Source organism: Vulcanisaeta sp. JCM 14467 (genome assembly GCF_001316245.1).
Lineage (GTDB): Archaea > Thermoproteota > Thermoprotei > Thermoproteales > Thermocladiaceae > Vulcanisaeta.
The window spans coordinates 74973-89545 of sequence record NZ_BBDM01000008.1 but is presented as its reverse complement, the minus strand read 5'-3'; the positions used below and the strand labels follow the sequence as shown (position 1 = coordinate 89545).

At 46.5% G+C, this 14573-nt stretch carries 28 protein-coding genes, 1 tRNA gene and 1 pseudogene; 12 read left to right on the top strand and 18 right to left on the bottom strand.

Translation table 11 applies throughout. The features are described 5' to 3' along the window. The first annotated feature begins 7 nt into the window (after positions 1–7). On the top strand, positions 8–427 hold the full coding sequence (locus tag JCM14467_RS08645; protein ID WP_054849819.1) for a Trm112 family protein: 420 nt from the start codon (positions 8–10) through the stop codon (positions 425–427). 8 nt (positions 428–435) lie between these two features. On the opposite strand, the gene JCM14467_RS19475 is transcribed toward JCM14467_RS08645, so the two are convergent. The 3 genes from JCM14467_RS19475 to JCM14467_RS08635 are packed head-to-tail and all read right to left on the bottom strand — an operon-like array spanning position 436 to position 1186. Then, positions 436–558, bottom strand: a complete 123-nt coding sequence (locus JCM14467_RS19475) for a hypothetical protein (protein WP_256359234.1) — start codon at positions 556–558, stop codon at positions 436–438. Beyond that, on the bottom strand, positions 552–911 hold the full coding sequence (locus tag JCM14467_RS08640) for a hypothetical protein (RefSeq protein WP_252901191.1): 360 nt from the start codon (positions 909–911) through the stop codon (positions 552–554). Before JCM14467_RS08640 ends, JCM14467_RS19475 begins: the two co-directional genes overlap by 7 nt. Before the next feature lie 2 nt (positions 912–913). Further along, positions 914–1186, bottom strand: coding sequence for a DUF211 domain-containing protein (locus JCM14467_RS08635; RefSeq protein WP_444823186.1), 273 nt, complete (start codon positions 1184–1186; stop codon positions 914–916). Between the two features lie 115 nt (positions 1187–1301). On the opposite strand from JCM14467_RS08635, the gene JCM14467_RS08630 reads away from it, so the two are divergent. The 5 genes from JCM14467_RS08630 to JCM14467_RS08610 all read left to right on the top strand — a co-directional run bounded on the left by JCM14467_RS08630 (position 1302) and on the right by JCM14467_RS08610 (position 4708). Then, complete coding sequence (locus JCM14467_RS08630) at positions 1302–1751, top strand: DUF2258 domain-containing protein (protein WP_054849817.1); 450 nt, start codon at positions 1302–1304, stop codon at positions 1749–1751. A 180-nt stretch (positions 1752–1931) separates the two neighbouring features. Then, on the top strand, positions 1932–2225 hold the full coding sequence (locus JCM14467_RS08625; protein ID WP_054849816.1) for a hypothetical protein: 294 nt from the start codon (positions 1932–1934) through the stop codon (positions 2223–2225). A gap of 185 nt (positions 2226–2410) precedes the next feature. Next, entirely contained in the window at positions 2411–2899 is a 489-nt protein-coding gene (locus tag JCM14467_RS08620) for a YncE family protein (protein ID WP_054849815.1), read from the top strand. A gap of 536 nt (positions 2900–3435) precedes the next feature. After that, a complete protein-coding gene (locus JCM14467_RS08615) occupies positions 3436–4143 on the top strand; it encodes a hypothetical protein (protein WP_054849814.1) in 708 nt (235 codons plus the stop codon). Beyond that, positions 4118–4708, top strand: a complete 591-nt coding sequence (locus tag JCM14467_RS08610; protein ID WP_054849813.1) for a protoglobin domain-containing protein — start codon at positions 4118–4120, stop codon at positions 4706–4708. The genes JCM14467_RS08615 and JCM14467_RS08610 overlap by 26 nt, the downstream gene beginning before the upstream one ends. A 195-nt stretch (positions 4709–4903) precedes the next feature. Here the strand turns inward: JCM14467_RS08610 and JCM14467_RS08605 are convergent, their stop codons facing one another. The 5 genes and pseudogenes from JCM14467_RS08605 to JCM14467_RS08585 all read right to left on the bottom strand — a co-directional run bounded on the left by JCM14467_RS08605 (position 4904) and on the right by JCM14467_RS08585 (position 7390). Then, positions 4904–5083 (bottom strand): hypothetical protein, encoded by a 180-nt coding sequence (locus JCM14467_RS08605; RefSeq protein WP_054849812.1) that lies wholly within the window; start codon positions 5081–5083, stop codon positions 4904–4906. Between the two features lie 38 nt (positions 5084–5121). After that, positions 5122–5688: an APC family permease gene (locus JCM14467_RS08600; protein ID WP_054849811.1), complete on the bottom strand. Its 567-nt coding sequence runs from the start codon at positions 5686–5688 to the stop codon at positions 5122–5124. A 189-nt stretch (positions 5689–5877) separates the two neighbouring features. Next, positions 5878–6456: an amino acid permease gene (locus tag JCM14467_RS08595; RefSeq protein WP_252901190.1), complete on the bottom strand. Its 579-nt coding sequence runs from the start codon at positions 6454–6456 to the stop codon at positions 5878–5880. Then, positions 6411–6629 carry a hypothetical protein gene (locus tag JCM14467_RS08590; protein ID WP_054849809.1) on the bottom strand — a complete coding sequence of 73 codons (219 nt, stop codon included), beginning with the start codon at positions 6627–6629 and terminating at the stop codon, positions 6411–6413. Before JCM14467_RS08590 ends, JCM14467_RS08595 begins: the two co-directional genes overlap by 46 nt. A gap of 147 nt (positions 6630–6776) precedes the next feature. Beyond that, positions 6777–7390 (bottom strand): annotated as a pseudogene (locus JCM14467_RS08585) (haloacid dehalogenase). Positions 7391–7443: 53 nt separating this feature from the next. Here JCM14467_RS08585 and JCM14467_RS20445 point away from each other — a divergent pair. From JCM14467_RS20445 to JCM14467_RS17390, 3 genes are read left to right on the top strand one after another with little or no spacing between them, the layout of a single operon-like run. Then, entirely contained in the window at positions 7444–7866 is a 423-nt protein-coding gene (locus JCM14467_RS20445) for a DUF4147 domain-containing protein (protein WP_444823185.1), read from the top strand. Then, a complete protein-coding gene (locus tag JCM14467_RS20440; RefSeq protein ID WP_444823184.1) occupies positions 7838–8218 on the top strand; it encodes a DUF4147 domain-containing protein in 381 nt (126 codons plus the stop codon). The genes JCM14467_RS20445 and JCM14467_RS20440 overlap by 29 nt, the downstream gene beginning before the upstream one ends. A gap of 32 nt (positions 8219–8250) precedes the next feature. Beyond that, positions 8251–8760 carry an MOFRL family protein gene (locus JCM14467_RS17390; protein ID WP_252901189.1) on the top strand — a complete coding sequence of 170 codons (510 nt, stop codon included), beginning with the start codon at positions 8251–8253 and terminating at the stop codon, positions 8758–8760. Here the strand turns inward: JCM14467_RS17390 and JCM14467_RS08575 are convergent. Next, positions 8752–9642 (bottom strand): Clp1/GlmU family protein, encoded by an 891-nt coding sequence (locus tag JCM14467_RS08575; RefSeq protein WP_252901188.1) that lies wholly within the window; start codon positions 9640–9642, stop codon positions 8752–8754. The genes JCM14467_RS17390 and JCM14467_RS08575 overlap by 9 nt on opposite strands. Positions 9643–9715: 73 nt before the next feature. Next, positions 9716–9865, bottom strand: a complete 150-nt coding sequence (locus tag JCM14467_RS17385) for a hypothetical protein (protein WP_252901187.1) — start codon at positions 9863–9865, stop codon at positions 9716–9718. A 133-nt stretch (positions 9866–9998) separates the two neighbouring features. Between JCM14467_RS17385 and JCM14467_RS08570 the strand changes: the two genes are divergently transcribed. Both JCM14467_RS08570 and JCM14467_RS08565 read left to right on the top strand, forming a co-directional pair. Then, entirely contained in the window at positions 9999–10673 is a 675-nt protein-coding gene (locus JCM14467_RS08570) for a GNAT family N-acetyltransferase (RefSeq protein ID WP_054849808.1), read from the top strand. 96 nt (positions 10674–10769) lie between these two features. Next, positions 10770–11189 carry a PaREP1 family protein gene (locus tag JCM14467_RS08565; RefSeq protein ID WP_054849807.1) on the top strand — a complete coding sequence of 140 codons (420 nt, stop codon included), beginning with the start codon at positions 10770–10772 and terminating at the stop codon, positions 11187–11189. A 29-nt stretch (positions 11190–11218) separates the two neighbouring features. On the opposite strand, the gene JCM14467_RS08560 is transcribed toward JCM14467_RS08565, so the two are convergent. The 3 genes from JCM14467_RS08560 to JCM14467_RS17375 all read right to left on the bottom strand — a co-directional run bounded on the left by JCM14467_RS08560 (position 11219) and on the right by JCM14467_RS17375 (position 11986). After that, a tRNA-Ala gene (locus tag JCM14467_RS08560) sits at positions 11219–11295 on the bottom strand. A gap of 182 nt (positions 11296–11477) precedes the next feature. After that, the gene (locus JCM14467_RS17380) at positions 11478–11711 is read right to left on the bottom strand and encodes an RNA 2'-phosphotransferase (protein ID WP_252901185.1); all 234 of its coding nucleotides are present in this window, start codon (positions 11709–11711) and stop codon (positions 11478–11480) included. Between the two features lie 29 nt (positions 11712–11740). Beyond that, the gene (locus tag JCM14467_RS17375) at positions 11741–11986 is read right to left on the bottom strand and encodes an RNA 2'-phosphotransferase (RefSeq protein ID WP_252901184.1); all 246 of its coding nucleotides are present in this window, start codon (positions 11984–11986) and stop codon (positions 11741–11743) included. Positions 11987–12202: 216 nt separating this feature from the next. Here JCM14467_RS17375 and JCM14467_RS17370 point away from each other — a divergent pair, with 216 nt between their 5' ends. After that, positions 12203–12406: a hypothetical protein gene (locus JCM14467_RS17370; RefSeq protein WP_252901183.1), complete on the top strand. Its 204-nt coding sequence runs from the start codon at positions 12203–12205 to the stop codon at positions 12404–12406. 21 nt (positions 12407–12427) lie between these two features. Here JCM14467_RS17370 and JCM14467_RS17365 read toward each other — a convergent pair whose 3' ends face one another. From JCM14467_RS17365 to JCM14467_RS08530, 5 genes are read right to left on the bottom strand one after another with little or no spacing between them, the layout of a single operon-like run. Further along, complete coding sequence (locus tag JCM14467_RS17365) at positions 12428–12736, bottom strand: hypothetical protein (protein WP_252901182.1); 309 nt, start codon at positions 12734–12736, stop codon at positions 12428–12430. Beyond that, complete coding sequence (locus JCM14467_RS17360; RefSeq protein WP_252901181.1) at positions 12736–13149, bottom strand: CoA-transferase; 414 nt, start codon at positions 13147–13149, stop codon at positions 12736–12738. Before JCM14467_RS17360 ends, JCM14467_RS17365 begins: the two co-directional genes overlap by 1 nt. Continuing rightward, positions 13142–13957, bottom strand: a complete 816-nt coding sequence (locus JCM14467_RS08540) for a CoA transferase subunit A (protein WP_054849806.1) — start codon at positions 13955–13957, stop codon at positions 13142–13144. The genes JCM14467_RS17360 and JCM14467_RS08540 overlap by 8 nt, the downstream gene beginning before the upstream one ends. A gap of 43 nt (positions 13958–14000) precedes the next feature. Beyond that, entirely contained in the window at positions 14001–14279 is a 279-nt protein-coding gene (locus JCM14467_RS08535; RefSeq protein WP_054849860.1) for a MoaD/ThiS family protein, read from the bottom strand. Positions 14280–14284: 5 nt separating this feature from the next. Further along, a complete protein-coding gene (locus JCM14467_RS08530; protein WP_054849805.1) occupies positions 14285–14524 on the bottom strand; it encodes a hypothetical protein in 240 nt (79 codons plus the stop codon). Positions 14525–14573 lie beyond the last annotated feature (49 nt).

Below are 14573 nucleotides of genomic sequence, written 5' to 3'. Positions count from 1 at the left end.
CCTCTTCGTGAAGTATAGACTAATGGATGTTTTGGCATGCCCGTACGATAAGACATTCCCGTTAACACTGATCGTGCTTAAGGAGAGGGAATACCCTGAGAGGAAGTATGAGTGGAATAAAAGACCATTCTGCGAAGAATACTGCGCGCTTAAGAATGTCTTTATCAAAAATCATCCGAACCCACAGGAACTACCCTGCGACGAATGCATTAAGAAGGAGGTTGTTGAGGGCATACTATACTGCCCCAAGTGCGGTCGTTGGTACCCAATCAAGGATGAAATACCAATACTATTACCCGACGAGCTAAGGAATAAGGAGGAGGATAAGGCCTTCCTGGATAGGGTTAAGGATCAATTACTTAAGGTCAATCCCGAGCTTGGGAACAAAATATTGAGAGAGGGAAAGCCTATCAATCTATCGGCATAACCATTAACTTAAATAATAGTGCCAACAAATGATATTACTATACCAAGCATTATGTAAAGGACCAGCCACAGAACAGCATTACCCCTAAAATACCTACTCATCAATGTACCGAAGACCCCAAGCATCAGCACCGGATCACAGGTATCCAAAACACCCTTACCAAATACATCGTGAAGTCTGTGACTAAAGCACCCAGCAACGACACAGCGCCAAAGATCAAACCCTTAATCAACGCATCATAAATAGCCCTCCTGTGCAGGCTAGTCCTCAACAACGAACCCCTCCTCATCAACATAGACCTCTCAATGTGACTCAGGGAACTCCTCTCCTCGATGTACTCAGCCATGAATGCGGTCACCAGGTTAATCACGGTAACAATGGTCACCAACTTAACAGTGCTTCGCATGCTCTCGCCTAGTATAAGCGTAGTTAATACGCTGTCAAGGAATCCGAGCACCAAGTACCTACCGTCAATACTCGCCATACCTACCTCTCCTTAAGTAGCTGGGGATTGAGCTCAAGTATGTACTCACCAACGATTACCTGGTCAATACTCCTAATGGCACCGCCAAGGTCCTCAATAACCCTCCTCGCATCATCGTAATTAATGTCATCACCCTCGATAACGATTACCAAGCCCAGCACCTCAACATCCGTGTCGGTCACGGTTACGTTGACAGCCTTAACACCACTAACCCTACCCAACCTATTCGCAAGCTCCACCGTGGAGACACTACTCGGTATGTCAACGTCGAGCACGACCCTACGTAGACCACCCAATTTAGATCAGGAATAATAAGAATAGCCCCTACTTAAGTGTTTAACCCAATGTCGAGAAATAAATTTTAAATGAGGCACAATTATTAATCATAATATGTCTTGGAGGCCAAGTGAGGACGTAGAACGGGATAAGGAACGAGCGGCGGAGTATGAGAAACTATACAGTGGATTCACATTCCAGGGGCCATTAACCGTCGAATTAAGGACCGGGATAATAATTGCGGCGAGGTTCGCAGACAAGCTTAGGCGTGCGGCCTTCGCGGCGTTTTCAAAGACCGTTCCTGAGGACGTAATACTTAGGGATATCGCCGAGCTGAATAAGGCGGTATATGACGAGATGATAAAGAGGAATATCGATAAATTGGCCCTGGTTAGGATTAGCGTGGTTGTCTCATATGACCAGAAGGCGAATAAGCTTAACTTCTCTGACTTGAAGATTGAGAGGTTGTACGCTGAGGATGAGGTTAATAAGATGATTGAGGAGAGGTGTGGTGAGTTGGAGAGGAAGATTGAGGAGATTAGGAATATACTGAGCTCCGTATAAATCGCGATTGATAATACCTCCATTAAAAACCACGTAATCCTCACTAATAAGCACGGAAATACCCAATATTTGGATTAACCTCATGATGAATTAAACCCTTAATGACTTTAGCACCAATGATCAATGATTATAGACCAGGTACATACCTACGTGGCACCTTAAAAACGCCGATTAGGGACTATGCTGGTCATTGGAAAAGCTTGGCTTGGCATGGTCTGCATGATACAGACAACAACGGGAATGCGTAATGACGTCCTACAGAACATGTCATTCACAATAGTGCTTGGCGGAAACGATGCATACGTAGCATCAATAAGCCAGGCCCTACAGCTGACTCAGGAGGACGCCAGGTGGTTAACAACGGCACTACTACCGCACATGCAGGGACTAACCACGAAGGCCCTAATAATCACGGGACCAATCAAGCGCCTAGGCTACATAGAGCTGGAGCCAACCGTGAAGGGGATCCAGTAATTACAATCTTAAACCAGGATCATCCACATGCATAGTACCAGGCTATGATATGAAGATATTGTTTAAACAATATTTGAGGATCATGAGACAATAAGCTTTAAAAATGATCAAAATGCCTAAATGCATGATGAAAATATGGTGAGAGACTCAATGATCAGACACTCCCGGTCTTAATACTCCTAGCCATGCTCATAGGCCTAAGCACACCAGCAATAATACATGCAGAGTCAAACAACACAAACATAGGATACGTAAAATACACCCTTCTTTGTGATAACGAACTTCAAAGCGGACCGCTTAACTATACGGTACTCTGTGCCACCTCACCTAGAGGTATTATTTACGACCCACTTAATGGTTATATCTACATTGCGGATGATTATGCCAACACGGTTGACGTGCTTGACCCTATGAATAATAGTATAATAGCTACAATACCGGTTGGGCTATATCCATACTATATTACCTATGATCCTAAGAATGGGTACCTATACGTCACAGATAACTTAGTAGGTGTTAGTATCATCGCGACGAAGCCTATGCCGACTAGTAATATTATTACGCCTGTAACTAAGCCATCAGTCATGTCCACGGCATTGGTTGTCGGGGTGGTGGTTGTGGCCATTATCGTAGTAGCGGCTGCAGTGATGTTGAGAATGAGAATGAGGAAGTGAGGATGCACTAAGCATTAAATCAAAATCATTAAATTATTCCTTAAACATACTCCCTTTAAACAACCCACACAGACACATTGATGGGCCAGGAACTCTTCCTAATACCGGGCTTAGTATTTATGCGCAGGTACCTAAGGCGGAGGAAACAACTAAGGAGAGGCCCTGGCTCTCTAATGTTAGGTTGAGCCCACCCCTTGGGGAGGATGGTTTCATACACATTAAGCTCTATATAGCCAACGACAGGGCCTGGTCGGTAGCGCTAACATAACTACGGCATTATGGAAAAACAACATTGATATGCTAATACCCATTGACGTGGAAACTTCCACGAGGTTAAGGGCAAAATAACCATATTGAGGGCTTGGGAACTGAAGCAACCGCATGAAGCCCTAAGGCATGAGGAGACTCATAAACGAGTTAACACAGCCATAACCACACCCCTTTTAACTAATCACCTTTTAAACCATGATGTACTTACTAACTGAACTACTTGAGTATGCAATAGCCATTGAGCAATAGCCGTAATTGCCTATGGCATGATTAGGGGCGGGATTGAGGTCAGGAGGTTCATTGCTGTCGGGGCAGCCCTAATACTGGCCTACGTATTACCAACACTCCTCGGCCTGGCACCGCCCGGATCCCCAACGTACTTAGTCCTCTACCATGACGTCGAGAAAGCCGAGGAGTACTGGGGCTTGGTGTTCATGGCTACGGCTAAGGCTGGGTTTGCCTGGGCAATAGGCATGACCATACTCAACATCATAGAGGCAATAAGCAGCTTTGGAATCGGCGTGCTCCCGCTTCAGGAGTTTGAGGTCCTGCAAAGCATGGGCTTCATTATTGACCCAATTGCCGACGTGATATTCGCAGTGATGCACGTAAGCCAGGTAATGATTGCAGTCCTCCACACAATAGCCTACCTGGCCTGGTTCAGCTACGCAATAGCCCCAATTGTTATTGGGGTGGCGATAATCCTAGTGGTTGTTGATGAGTTAGTTTGCCTGTGCTTTTATAGTGATGGTGGTTGGTTGTTTAGGGTATGGTGGGTTTTTCGTGTTGTTTATGTGATTATGTGTTTATTTTGTTTAATTTACATATTTTTATTTATTGTTAATTATGGGTATTTAATCAATACTTATTGTTTGTTCTTTCTATTTCTAGTTCAATTACTTAATTATCTGGTGAAAGCTTATATACGCTTACCTCATTATCAGGCATATGGCACATTTCAATTTAGGAAGTGAGGTTGGTAAGTTACTGTTAAATATTGTCAATACTACCATGGACCAGATACCACCGCCAGCTAGGTTTAGTGATTATGATGCCCAAGTGCTTGTGAAGTATAGGCCGTTGCTCGAGTCAATGACTGAGGACGTCGTTAAGGGTTTCTACGACGTGTTGTTCTCCCATGGACCTACGGCTGCCGTGTTCCAGCCTGGCGAGAGACCATTGCGCGAGAGGACGCTTAGGGATTGGTGGGTTAGGACGCTGAGGGGGCCGTTTGATGAGGATTATTGGCTTTGGCAGGCTTACGTGGGCATCATCCACTATAGGAGGGGTGTTACGCCGCCTATGTTCATGGGCATGTGGGGCTGGATCATAGATAATGTGATAAGGAAGTTAAAGGTGGACCCCGAGCTCGTCTCAGCGCTTGTTAAGCTTGGCGTAACCCAGTCATCGCTTATGGTTGGTGGTTACTACGATATTGTTGAGTATGCGTTGAGTAAGGTTGATATAGGTAGTGACTTGCTTAGGAATCTCACTATTTCAATTCTTGAGGAATTGACGGCAAGCACTAAAAAGCAGTAGGGTTTCCCGTTTCTGTTAAGTAATGTCTCATTAGGAATCTATAAACGGTGTCGAAATACTTGCCCATGAGTTTCTTGAACATGTGCAACACCTCACTGGGTATGGCGTCCCTTAACACCTCATCCTTACACATGAGGATTCAGTAAAGAATATTCACGCTTTGATTTAAACTCTAGCACTACATTATTTCTACGGTTACTCAGCGGGTAGATTACCCTCCCTGACCTGCATTATCTCCTTAGTTTCAAATCCCTGTTTAACGGCCACTACAAAGAGTATTACTGATGCGACCAACGCGATTATGTAGTCCCATGGGTATTGAATATAACCCGCACCCAGGGAGCCCACGTATGATAAGGCACCGAATATTATCATGTAGCTTACGAACCACGTACTCGCCCTAACCTCCTTACCTACATACCCACCCCTCGACCTGTGGTATAGATATGCAATACTACCAATAAGTAATAATGCGAATATGGCCCAGTAAATGTAAAACGGCAGCGCGCCATTACGAATCCATAATACATTATTAATATCAACACGAGCCAGTAAATCAATGAGAATAAAATGGCCTCAGTACGGCTAATACCAGCGGTCCTGCCATAACCTAGGATTAGCAGTGGTAAGCCAAAGGCCGTTATCACAAATATGTAGCCCAGGTATGGCCAGCCAGTCCAGTAGATAAGCATTGATGATACAACGAAGCTCAGTAACCCAATCAGTAATGGTGTTGGTGCCTTATACGGCCTATCAATATCTGGCGCCGTCCTCCTTAGTATGACCAGTGCTGGGCCTCCGGCTAGGTAATTTATTATTGTTGCTGTTGTCGATATATTGACTATTTGGTACCAGGTTGGGAATGGCAGTAGGAATAGTACGGCTATTAGGTAAGTAATTATAAATGAGAACCACGCGTCTGGAATCTCCTGTGCAGATTGCTGAATATGCTGGATAATAACCTTGCCTTGAAAGCCCATAGAAACTCCTCGCTGTTGTGCCGATATAAACACCCATGGTGCCCGCAGGCGATATCCATGCATCAATCAGTAATACTATGGCCCACGATATTAGTAATGCGATACCGCTTGCATATAGTTCTGAGTAGAATGGTGAACCTGCCCAATTGGAGTTTATTAAGTCGCTCCAGTCGCCAGGCTTTATTGGAATTACATACTGACCCTTACTATTGGCAGGTATATCTTACCCCACTCGATACCTCCAATGAATGCCACCTCCAACGCCATGTATAGTATTGCCACGAGTATTATCGATAAAATCAGCGCCAGCGGTACATCACGCCTTGGATTCTTAGCCTCACCAGCATACTCAAGGGCCTGCCTAAATCCCTCATATGCCCAAATAATACCGCTGGGGATCAATGCCGTGAATACAGCCGCCCAACCCAGGGGTGCGAACCCACCATATGCCGTGAAATTACCTGGGTGTAGATATAGCGTCATTAGGAGTATTACCGTGATTGTCGGCACTATGAACTTCCAAATCGTTATTGCGGTATTAACCTTACCAAACACGTTAACACCAATTACCTGTATGATCGTGAAGACGCCTATTAATGCGGCTGCCGTTAAGATACCCAGCGGTGTTAGATAGCCAGACGCGGTACTGAATAATGGTAGGTATTTATTCGTGTACATTATTATTGCCTCGGCCTCCATGGATATGGTGGTGGCTGATCCAATTAGGTACGCCCAGCCAAGTAGGTAGTTAGAGATTGAGCCATGCACATAGTGGTCAATGCGGACGAGGGAACACTGAATGGGAATATTGAGCCAAGCTCGGCGTATGAGAGGCCTATGAATATGAAGAAGACGCCGGCTATGAGCCACGATATTAATGAGGCTGGGCCAGCATATGCAGCGCCGGCTAGTGCAGCGAATAACCAACCGCTGCCAACCATCCCCGATATTGACAGGAACAGCAGGTCCCAGAACGTTAAGGCCTTTCTTAGCTTTATACCCGTACCTATTGCAGAACTTTGTTCATTTCCTGTATTTCCGGTGAAGGGAGGTCACGATATTGGTGAGTTTAGAAATTTTTTTAAACCTTATCCCGATGAATTGCTTTCGCCGGAATTCTTCGATTGTTGTTCTGGGACTGCCTTAATGTTTAGGGTCTTGTAGAATATCTTCTCATTAAGCCAGTTTATGTTTGATGCCACGTAGTCAACCTTCTTCCTCATCTCGTAATCCCTGGGCTCCAGGCTCAGCAGATCGAGGTATAGCTCCTCCATCACCTGCTTAGCCCTTAATGCGAAGTCCAGGTTATTCCTAATCATCTCCTCAGTAGCCTTCCTACTGAGCTCACCAGTGAAGTCAGCAATACCGTTTATATATGGCTCAGCATCAACGCCCAACTCGCCTGGGCTCGGTATCCTATTTTCGGTTATGAAGAACCACATGGTCATTGCCTCAACATACTCCTGGAGACTGATCACGGCGTTATTATAGTACATCGGGTACCTGGCAATTAAGTCCTGAGCTTACTAGTGAGCTCCTGCATTTCTCCAATGTACTTACGCGCAGTCTCCACGTCACCCCTAATCAATGAATATATTACAGACTTCGAAAGCCTATTCACCCTAACCCCAGTCTCGATAACCTCGTCCTTAACCTCCTCAAGCTCTCTTAACCTAGCCTTTAGGGTCTCGGTATCAATCATACGGCAGTGACAATAACTCAACCCTTATAAAAATCAATTGCCATTAATAATCAATGGTATTTCCCGTATTTGGCGGTGACATACTAAGCGACATACTAGGTCTGATCCTCAAATCCTCCGACCTATACCTAAGGGTTTCAAAGGCCATTAGCGTTGTCGATGGTAAGGTTAGGGTGATGGGTCATGAGGTTGATAATTTCTACGTAATAGCCATTGGTAAGGGCTCAATAGGGATGGCCAGGGCTATCGAGGATGTGGCCTATGATAAAATTATTGATGGGATTGCGGTTGTTCCCAAGGGAACGCCAGGTAATCTGCGGAAAATAAGAATTATCGAATCAACTCATCCATTACCAACTGAGGCTAGCGTTAACGCCGGGTTGAAAATACTTGACCTAATAAGTGATGTCAGGAGTGGTGATTATGTACTATTCCTAATAAGTGGTGGTGGTTCAGCCTGGTGGAGGTACCCATGAAGGTCTAAGCCTTGAGGATATTAGGGAAGTCAATGACTTACTCCTGAGGAGTGGTGCCACTATACAGGAGATCAACACCGTGAGGAAGCACCTATCAATAACCAAGGGTGGTAGGTTGGCGAGGGAGGTGATTAGGAGGGGTGGTAGGGTAATAACCCTGATCGCCAGTGATGTGCCTGGTGATGACCCGGCAACTGTAGCCAGTGGGCCCACGGTGCCCGACCCTACCACGTATAAGGATGCAATAACCATACTGAGGAACAGGGGTCTCTGGGATAGGGTGCCTAGTGCGGTCAGGAACGTCCTGGAGCAAGGCCTTAATGGCTTATTGAGGAGACGCCTAAGGAGTTAATTAACACGTGGAATTACGTAATTGCGAGCAACATGGACGTGCTCACTGACTTGGCAAATTACGTGAAGTCGCTTGGCATGGAGTCGTTAATACTTACGTCTAGGATGGATGGAGAGGCGAGGGAGGTCGGCAGGTACCTGGCTAGTATAGCTCTTGAGGCTAAGTTCAGGGGCGTCCCAATAAGGAGGGGCTTCATACTGAGTGGCGGCGAGCCGACAGTGACTGTTGTGGGTAATGGCAGGGGTGGGCGCACCACGGAGATGTGTGCTGGCTTTGCCCTGTCCGTCAGGGGCGTTGAGGGTGTCTCCATGATTTCTGTAGCCACTGACGGTATTGACGGTAATATGGATGCCGCAGGCTGCGTTGCTGATGGGCACTTAATTGATGAGGCGGTGAAGTTCGGTATAGACTCCATCAGCGAATTGCGCAATAATAATACCGCTGTAATATTTGAAAAAAACGAATACCATAATACGAACGGGGTGGACCGGGAGCAACCTAAACATAGTCACGGCAGTATTTATCTCAGGTTATTAAAGTAATGGGAAGGGTTCGACCTCCTCAATTCTCCCTGGATCAACGCGTAATTTACCCATGACCACCTCGTCGAAGTAATCCGTCGTAACTACGGCATTCGCAACACCCTCCTTAAGGTTAAACTCCTTAATTATGCCAAAGCCTGCCAGGAAACCCCTACGTGATAATCCAACGAATATATTACTAAAGAGCCTAGAGGGTATCTTAACCACGCCACCCTGCCTGGCGACCTCAGGTACGTCATCAATGACGTAATGGCCACAATTGTTAATAATGCACTCAATCACCGAATTACCCATTATCCTGCCCAACTCAACATTCATGTTGATCAATTTATCACCCAAGTACCTGCGCAGGGCCTGGTTCCTGAGGAGTCTTCTCTCATCCTTACTCCTAGCCCTAACGTATTTGGGCCTGGAGACGTTGATGACCTTAACCCCAGACCTTAGGCGCACGTCAGTACCTATGGATATTACGTAATCCGCCCCAACGGCATCGGCCACGTTCCTAATCAACTCAACACCACCATCACCAACCCAGCCAGGCATGTCAATGAGGACGAGACCAGGCGTTCGGCTGAAGGCTTCTCTAACCATGGCACTAACCCCACTAATAAACCTGCCAGGGCATTGAGATGGGCTGTTGCAGCCGACGAAGTACCCACTCATCATGTGTAGGTCCTCGAGCGTTGGCGTTGGCAATCCAACGCAGGAAAGCCCGATAACACCTGGTGGACCTATTGAGGATTGACCAATATCCGCGTCAACAACGCACGTGCTCAAGCCATTGGTCACATGCTTATTTAGTAGGTATGTTGTTAACGTGGTCTTACCCGAGTCTATTTCGCCAATAATTAGGGCAATACCCTCAAGGTTGATGCATCCCAATCACCCGGTATTGTACTCCCATTAACATACCTAATGGAGCCACCATTAACAGTTAACGTACATGAACCCCTGGCTAGTATTGGCAGTGCCTAAACCTCTCAACACTTAACGAGCCACTAACTGGGCAACCTAATACCTCGCACTGACCATTGATCACGGTCACCGTGGCTGGACCCTCGACAATTAAGGTACCATCACTGAAGCTCAGGGTTAGTGAGCCCACAGGATTAGTTATGGGGTGTGCTTAAGTGCATTATTTCAGGAAGGTTAAATGTGTGTAAAGGTTATTAGTTGCCATGAAATAACCAGTCATTAATGATCAATAACTTATTAATTAGGAGGCATCGTCTAGCGATATCAGCCAGATTATCGAGTTTACGAGGAATACATTTCCGTGGGGTGATTACGTGCCTCGCGCTATTAATGACTGGGTTAATGAGGGCACTGCGTACGTGGCGGTTGTTGAGGGTAGGGTTGTCGGTGTTATTAATATAGTGATGGTTAAGGAGATGGGCGTTGTTTGGCTTGAGGGTATTAGAATTCACCCAAGCTATAGGAGGATGGGTATTGGCAGGGCATTGACGGAGTATGTGCTTAATGAAGCATTGAGGAACAATGCTAGATATGCGTCGTTAATGATTGCTGAGTGGAATGAACCGAGTCAACGCCTGGCCAAGTCCTTGGGATTTTACGAAGTACTTACCCTACATACCGGTGTGGCGAGACCAAGCCAGGTAAGTGTGGTTCGAGGAGACCCTATGAGGTATATCGTTAGAGAGGCATTGAGGAGAACAAACGGTTATTTCTGTATGACAGAGAGACATTGGCTTTGCACGAGGGCTAATGAGGACTTCGTAATGGCAACAATAAGTGAGGTGTACGTGGGCAGGGGCATCGGCTTGGGCAGCTTCTCCGTGGGTCCGCCAACAACACCTATGAAGATGGAGGTCCTGGCTACGGAGGAGGGGGATTTTGAGAATTACTACGGCAGGTTCATAGTTTATGAAAAAGAGTTGGTTCGGTCAGGGTAAGACCGAACTTCGCATTAAACACCTATATTGTCTTAATGACCGTTCAATATCCTTAATTATTAAAGGCTTATATTAATTATTACGTTGCAAATCTCAATGAATCGTGAGGAGTTAATCAAGTTATTAATGAGTAAGGGCATCGATGTGCTTGCCGAGAAGTACATGGACGAGGCCAAGGATTACCTGAGCAGGGGTGATGCTGTTCAGGCTAGTGGGAAGGCTTACAGGGCTGCTGAGGAGGTCGTTAAGGCGTTGGCTGAGAAGTATGGTACGCCTGAGTACCAGGAGTTCCTCAGGAAAGGTAGGTGGCACACGTACCTACTGGGCAGGGCGAGCAAGACGTTGTCTAGGAAGTTCGGTGATTGGGTATTGAGTGGGTGGAGCGTTGCCTATGACTTACATGTTTGGGGATTTCACGAGATGAAGTATGGCGTGGATCACGTGGCCGCGGGTATGGAGGTTATTGAGAGGATGGTTAAGGAGGCTAGGAGAATTGTCCTGGGAGGTAATGAGTAATTCTATTACCCATAATGGTGTAATGATCTTGGTGGACCGGCCGGGATTTGAACCCGGGATCTCCCGCGCGCCAAGCGGGCATCCTTCCAGGCTAGACTACCGGCCCGGTTAGTGTCATTTCATGGGCAATTTTAAGCTTTTAGTCTCGTGGATTTATTACTGACTCTATGCATTGTGGTGGTACATAGCTTGTTAGCCTTACTCTATCCGTCGCAATTAACACCTGCTGGCCACTCTTCCTTAGGCAATCTGCATTTACCTTTAGTATTACTACGTCACTGCCATGCCTCAGGCAACCTCATAAGCATCCCTTAAGTCCAGCACTAGGTGCACGTACTTCCTATTCATCGGCTTAATCCCCTCACGCATTATCCGCGTTAATGCTTCCTTGGTAGTGCCATGGTATAGGACGCTAACCTCATTATCAACATCATACCTAATGTCTACGTTGAGTGACTTGTTATGGCCGTACCTCGCCCTGATCATTCCATCCCTAACCTCAAACCTGCCCTTGGGGTCCATTAACGCCACCGCCAGGACGTGTTCCGTGGTTAACCATGAGTATGCCCCTGGGTTCCACCGGTCCTTATTGCGTTAACCAACTTATTAATGCCCACCCAACCCTCCCTATCCATTGATAGCCCAACGGCGCCTGGGTTATGCCTTAGCAAGTAAGTCATTAGGTGGCTTAATCTATTCCTCAATTCACCATTAATTACTAATTTGGCTGGCTTACCGCAGTGGGTGCTATCCTCAGTGAATGTGCCACAAACCACGCACTTGTAGATATTCCTCATCTACAGGGTATTGGCTTATCAACCTCCCTCTTTATTTTTCTTTTATCTTATGTGATTGATTACTTTCAATTTTAAGCGTAAGCGCCTGGGCCAACCTGCTTAGGATGATTAATGCAAAGGCCATTCGCAAAACTCCATGACCTGGTAATGGCAATACAGGCGGTGCATTCATAATACACCCAGCAATGCCCAATGAACTAGGGAACCCTGGGCAGGGTGTTAACCACGATAGAGGCTGCCACAGGCCTAAACCTACTACTGGCCTATGCCTATGGCTGGCCGGGTGAGGCTATTGGCTATGCCCTACTTGTCTATCCAGCTGAGGGTGGTGATGAGATAAGTAAGAAGCTTGTTGAGGCGTCGAAAATGGCTAGTGCCATAATACTTGGTGCGTATAAGATTGAGAATAAGATGCTGTGATTAATTTTTATATGAAATTGACTAGGAGTACCTGATGCCGCCTGGGTCCAGCTTATTTAGGAGCTGTAACTCATCCTGTGTTGCTGGTTCAAGCATGCTCAGGGTCTCCCTAACCCTTGGCTTAAACGCCATATTATTAACCACATCATCAACCGTGACGCCAGGAAAGACTCCAGCCACAACTAACTCGCCAAGTTCATGGTCAAACTCGAACATAGCCTTCGGAGTGCATATTACAAGGCGTGGACCCTGCTTTGTGGGTCCAGGAGCCGTTATAAAGTCAACCCTCTCCACGAGGGTCCTTCTTGAATGCTCCTTAAGCCACATCACTACCTACGGGCCCTCCTATACAGGTAAGCTGCTGCAGCACCACCCGGTAACCTAACCCTTGGCTTATCATAATTACCAATGACGGATAAGTTCATATTGCCACGACGATCAACCTGGGCCGCTGAGAAGAACATAACGTCGAGTTGTCCACGTCTCGCCAGGTCGAAGGCGTCTAGGCTTGTCATAAATCCAGCACCACCAATGAAGGAGTATGGGTCCCCAGACGATGGCGTTATCGCAATACCCCTTGGGTCGTAAATCTCGGTCACGTTTATGAACCAAATGTTCAATCCCCAATACCTAGCTAGGGCCACGGCCAACACCGCAGGGACTGAGGCAAGGCCCGTGTAAACGATATCCCCATCCCTCAACTGCCTAGCCATGCACTTGATCACGTTATCCATGTCAGCCATGGGTAAACACCTCAAGGACCTTCTCAATACTCAACCCAGCCCTGACACTATCGAAGTACTGCTTGATGACATTATAATCGGCATTGTAATAACCATACATCGACGTTGGCCACGCACCCCTCGGTGAGTGGACCACGGCAGTCACCATGAAGCCTGGCACGGTTAAACGTTCAGGGTGCTCCCGGAAGTAATCCTCACCGACTATCTCCTCCGCCGTGATTATGACCTTCTTAGCCGCCTGAATCTTGAGCACATCCTCGTACTTAGGCCCGTAAATCTCCACATCACCTCTCTCATCAGCCCTATGCACGTGTATTAAAGCCACGTCAGGCCTTATGGCCTTAACCGCTACTAACTCCTGCTCATTAAATGGATCCTTAATTACTTTCCAAATACCCCTCCTAACATTCAGCGGGACTAACTCGCTATCTAACGCAATTGCTGATGGCATGAAGGGGAGGCCGTAAGCCCCTGCACGAAGCCCCGCCATAACGCCTTCACAGACGTCCTCAATGAACTCCACCTCACCACTCTCCACCATCCTCCTAAAGCCTGGTGCTATCCCGAAGTGCTCGAAGGTAACCATCGCGGCCCTAATCCTCCTAACCCTACCCGAAATAGTCAGTAAGTCAAAGGCAAGCCCTGGCTCCCTATCTATCAACGCCAAATCCCTCTTATTCGACCTAGCTATGGCTATCGCCATGGATATTGGGTTACGGTGCAGGGACATGCCCCCAATCGCTATTTCATCGCCATCATTGATTAGGTCCAACGCCTCATTAATTCTCATTAACTTACTCTTAGCCATTCACTATCACAAATATTAAAGGCGCGGGTGGAGGTATTAAGTTTTACGATATGAATGCCTTAGGTGCAATCAATACCTCATCACCATCATTGAGAGCTGTGAATAAGCCCCTTAACCAATGTATGTCCCTACCGTTCACAATCACTATGTAATTCTCATTAAGCTCGTCACCCCTAAGTAGTATCCTCGGAATCTCCGGATTCAACTCACCAAGCCTAATTATTAAATCCCTAACCGTACACCCATTTGGCACATCCAACGTGATACTCACGGCATTGGCTAGTTCATGCAGATTCGCCGATAATATTAACCTAACCTTCATATTCATCAGGAACAAACAGAGTCAACAAATGCCCTCGCCAGCTCCCTGGCGCGGTCTATCGAGTTCGTCTCTTCTATACACGCATTTTCCTCATCCTTCATGTACACTATGTACTTATTACCAACATCATATATCATACTCCTGCCAAAACAATTCTCCTCGAGTAGTGTTTGATAAGCCTCGATAGGTTCCTTATCGGATAGGCTCTCGACCACGTTCCTCACCTTCTCATTATTGCACTCCATTGGTTAGCAGCGGATTTAAACTCTCTTTTAAATGTGGCGTTAATGCTTA

What these genes read in the sequence shown, in the direction of transcription:
- JCM14467_RS08620 (WP_054849815.1), top strand. Translation starts at nt 2,411, where the DNA reads ATGCTCATAGGCCTAAGCACACCAGCAATAATACATGCAGAGTCAAAC.
- JCM14467_RS08590 (WP_054849809.1), bottom strand. Translation starts at nt 6,629, where the DNA reads ATGGTTGGCAGCGGTTGGTTATTCGCTGCACTAGCCGGCGCTGCATAT.
- JCM14467_RS08615 (WP_054849814.1), top strand. Translation starts at nt 3,436, where the DNA reads ATGATTAGGGGCGGGATTGAGGTCAGGAGGTTCATTGCTGTCGGGGCA.
- JCM14467_RS08610 (WP_054849813.1), top strand. Translation starts at nt 4,118, where the DNA reads ATGGCACATTTCAATTTAGGAAGTGAGGTTGGTAAGTTACTGTTAAAT.
- JCM14467_RS17360 (WP_252901181.1), bottom strand. Translation starts at nt 13,149, where the DNA reads ATGGCTGACATGGATAACGTGATCAAGTGCATGGCTAGGCAGTTGAGG.
- JCM14467_RS08540 (WP_054849806.1), bottom strand. Translation starts at nt 13,957, where the DNA reads ATGGCTAAGAGTAAGTTAATGAGAATTAATGAGGCGTTGGACCTAATC.
- JCM14467_RS08605 (WP_054849812.1), bottom strand. Translation starts at nt 5,083, where the DNA reads ATGATAATATTCGGTGCCTTATCATACGTGGGCTCCCTGGGTGCGGGT.
- JCM14467_RS17390 (WP_252901189.1), top strand. Translation starts at nt 8,251, where the DNA reads ATGGACGTGCTCACTGACTTGGCAAATTACGTGAAGTCGCTTGGCATG.
- JCM14467_RS08640 (WP_252901191.1), bottom strand. Translation starts at nt 911, where the DNA reads ATGGCGAGTATTGACGGTAGGTACTTGGTGCTCGGATTCCTTGACAGC.
- JCM14467_RS08630 (WP_054849817.1), top strand. Translation starts at nt 1,302, where the DNA reads ATGTCTTGGAGGCCAAGTGAGGACGTAGAACGGGATAAGGAACGAGCG.
- JCM14467_RS17380 (WP_252901185.1), bottom strand. Translation starts at nt 11,711, where the DNA reads ATGGACCCCAAGGGCAGGTTTGAGGTTAGGGATGGAATGATCAGGGCG.
- JCM14467_RS08565 (WP_054849807.1), top strand. Translation starts at nt 10,770, where the DNA reads ATGAATCGTGAGGAGTTAATCAAGTTATTAATGAGTAAGGGCATCGAT.
- JCM14467_RS20445 (WP_444823185.1), top strand. Translation starts at nt 7,444, where the DNA reads ATGGTATTTCCCGTATTTGGCGGTGACATACTAAGCGACATACTAGGT.
- JCM14467_RS08600 (WP_054849811.1), bottom strand. Translation starts at nt 5,688, where the DNA reads ATGGGCTTTCAAGGCAAGGTTATTATCCAGCATATTCAGCAATCTGCA.
- JCM14467_RS08535 (WP_054849860.1), bottom strand. Translation starts at nt 14,279, where the DNA reads ATGAAGGTTAGGTTAATATTATCGGCGAATCTGCATGAACTAGCCAAT.
- JCM14467_RS08530 (WP_054849805.1), bottom strand. Translation starts at nt 14,524, where the DNA reads ATGGAGTGCAATAATGAGAAGGTGAGGAACGTGGTCGAGAGCCTATCC.
- JCM14467_RS08625 (WP_054849816.1), top strand. Translation starts at nt 1,932, where the DNA reads ATGCTGGTCATTGGAAAAGCTTGGCTTGGCATGGTCTGCATGATACAG.
- JCM14467_RS17375 (WP_252901184.1), bottom strand. Translation starts at nt 11,986, where the DNA reads ATGAGGAATATCTACAAGTGCGTGGTTTGTGGCACATTCACTGAGGAT.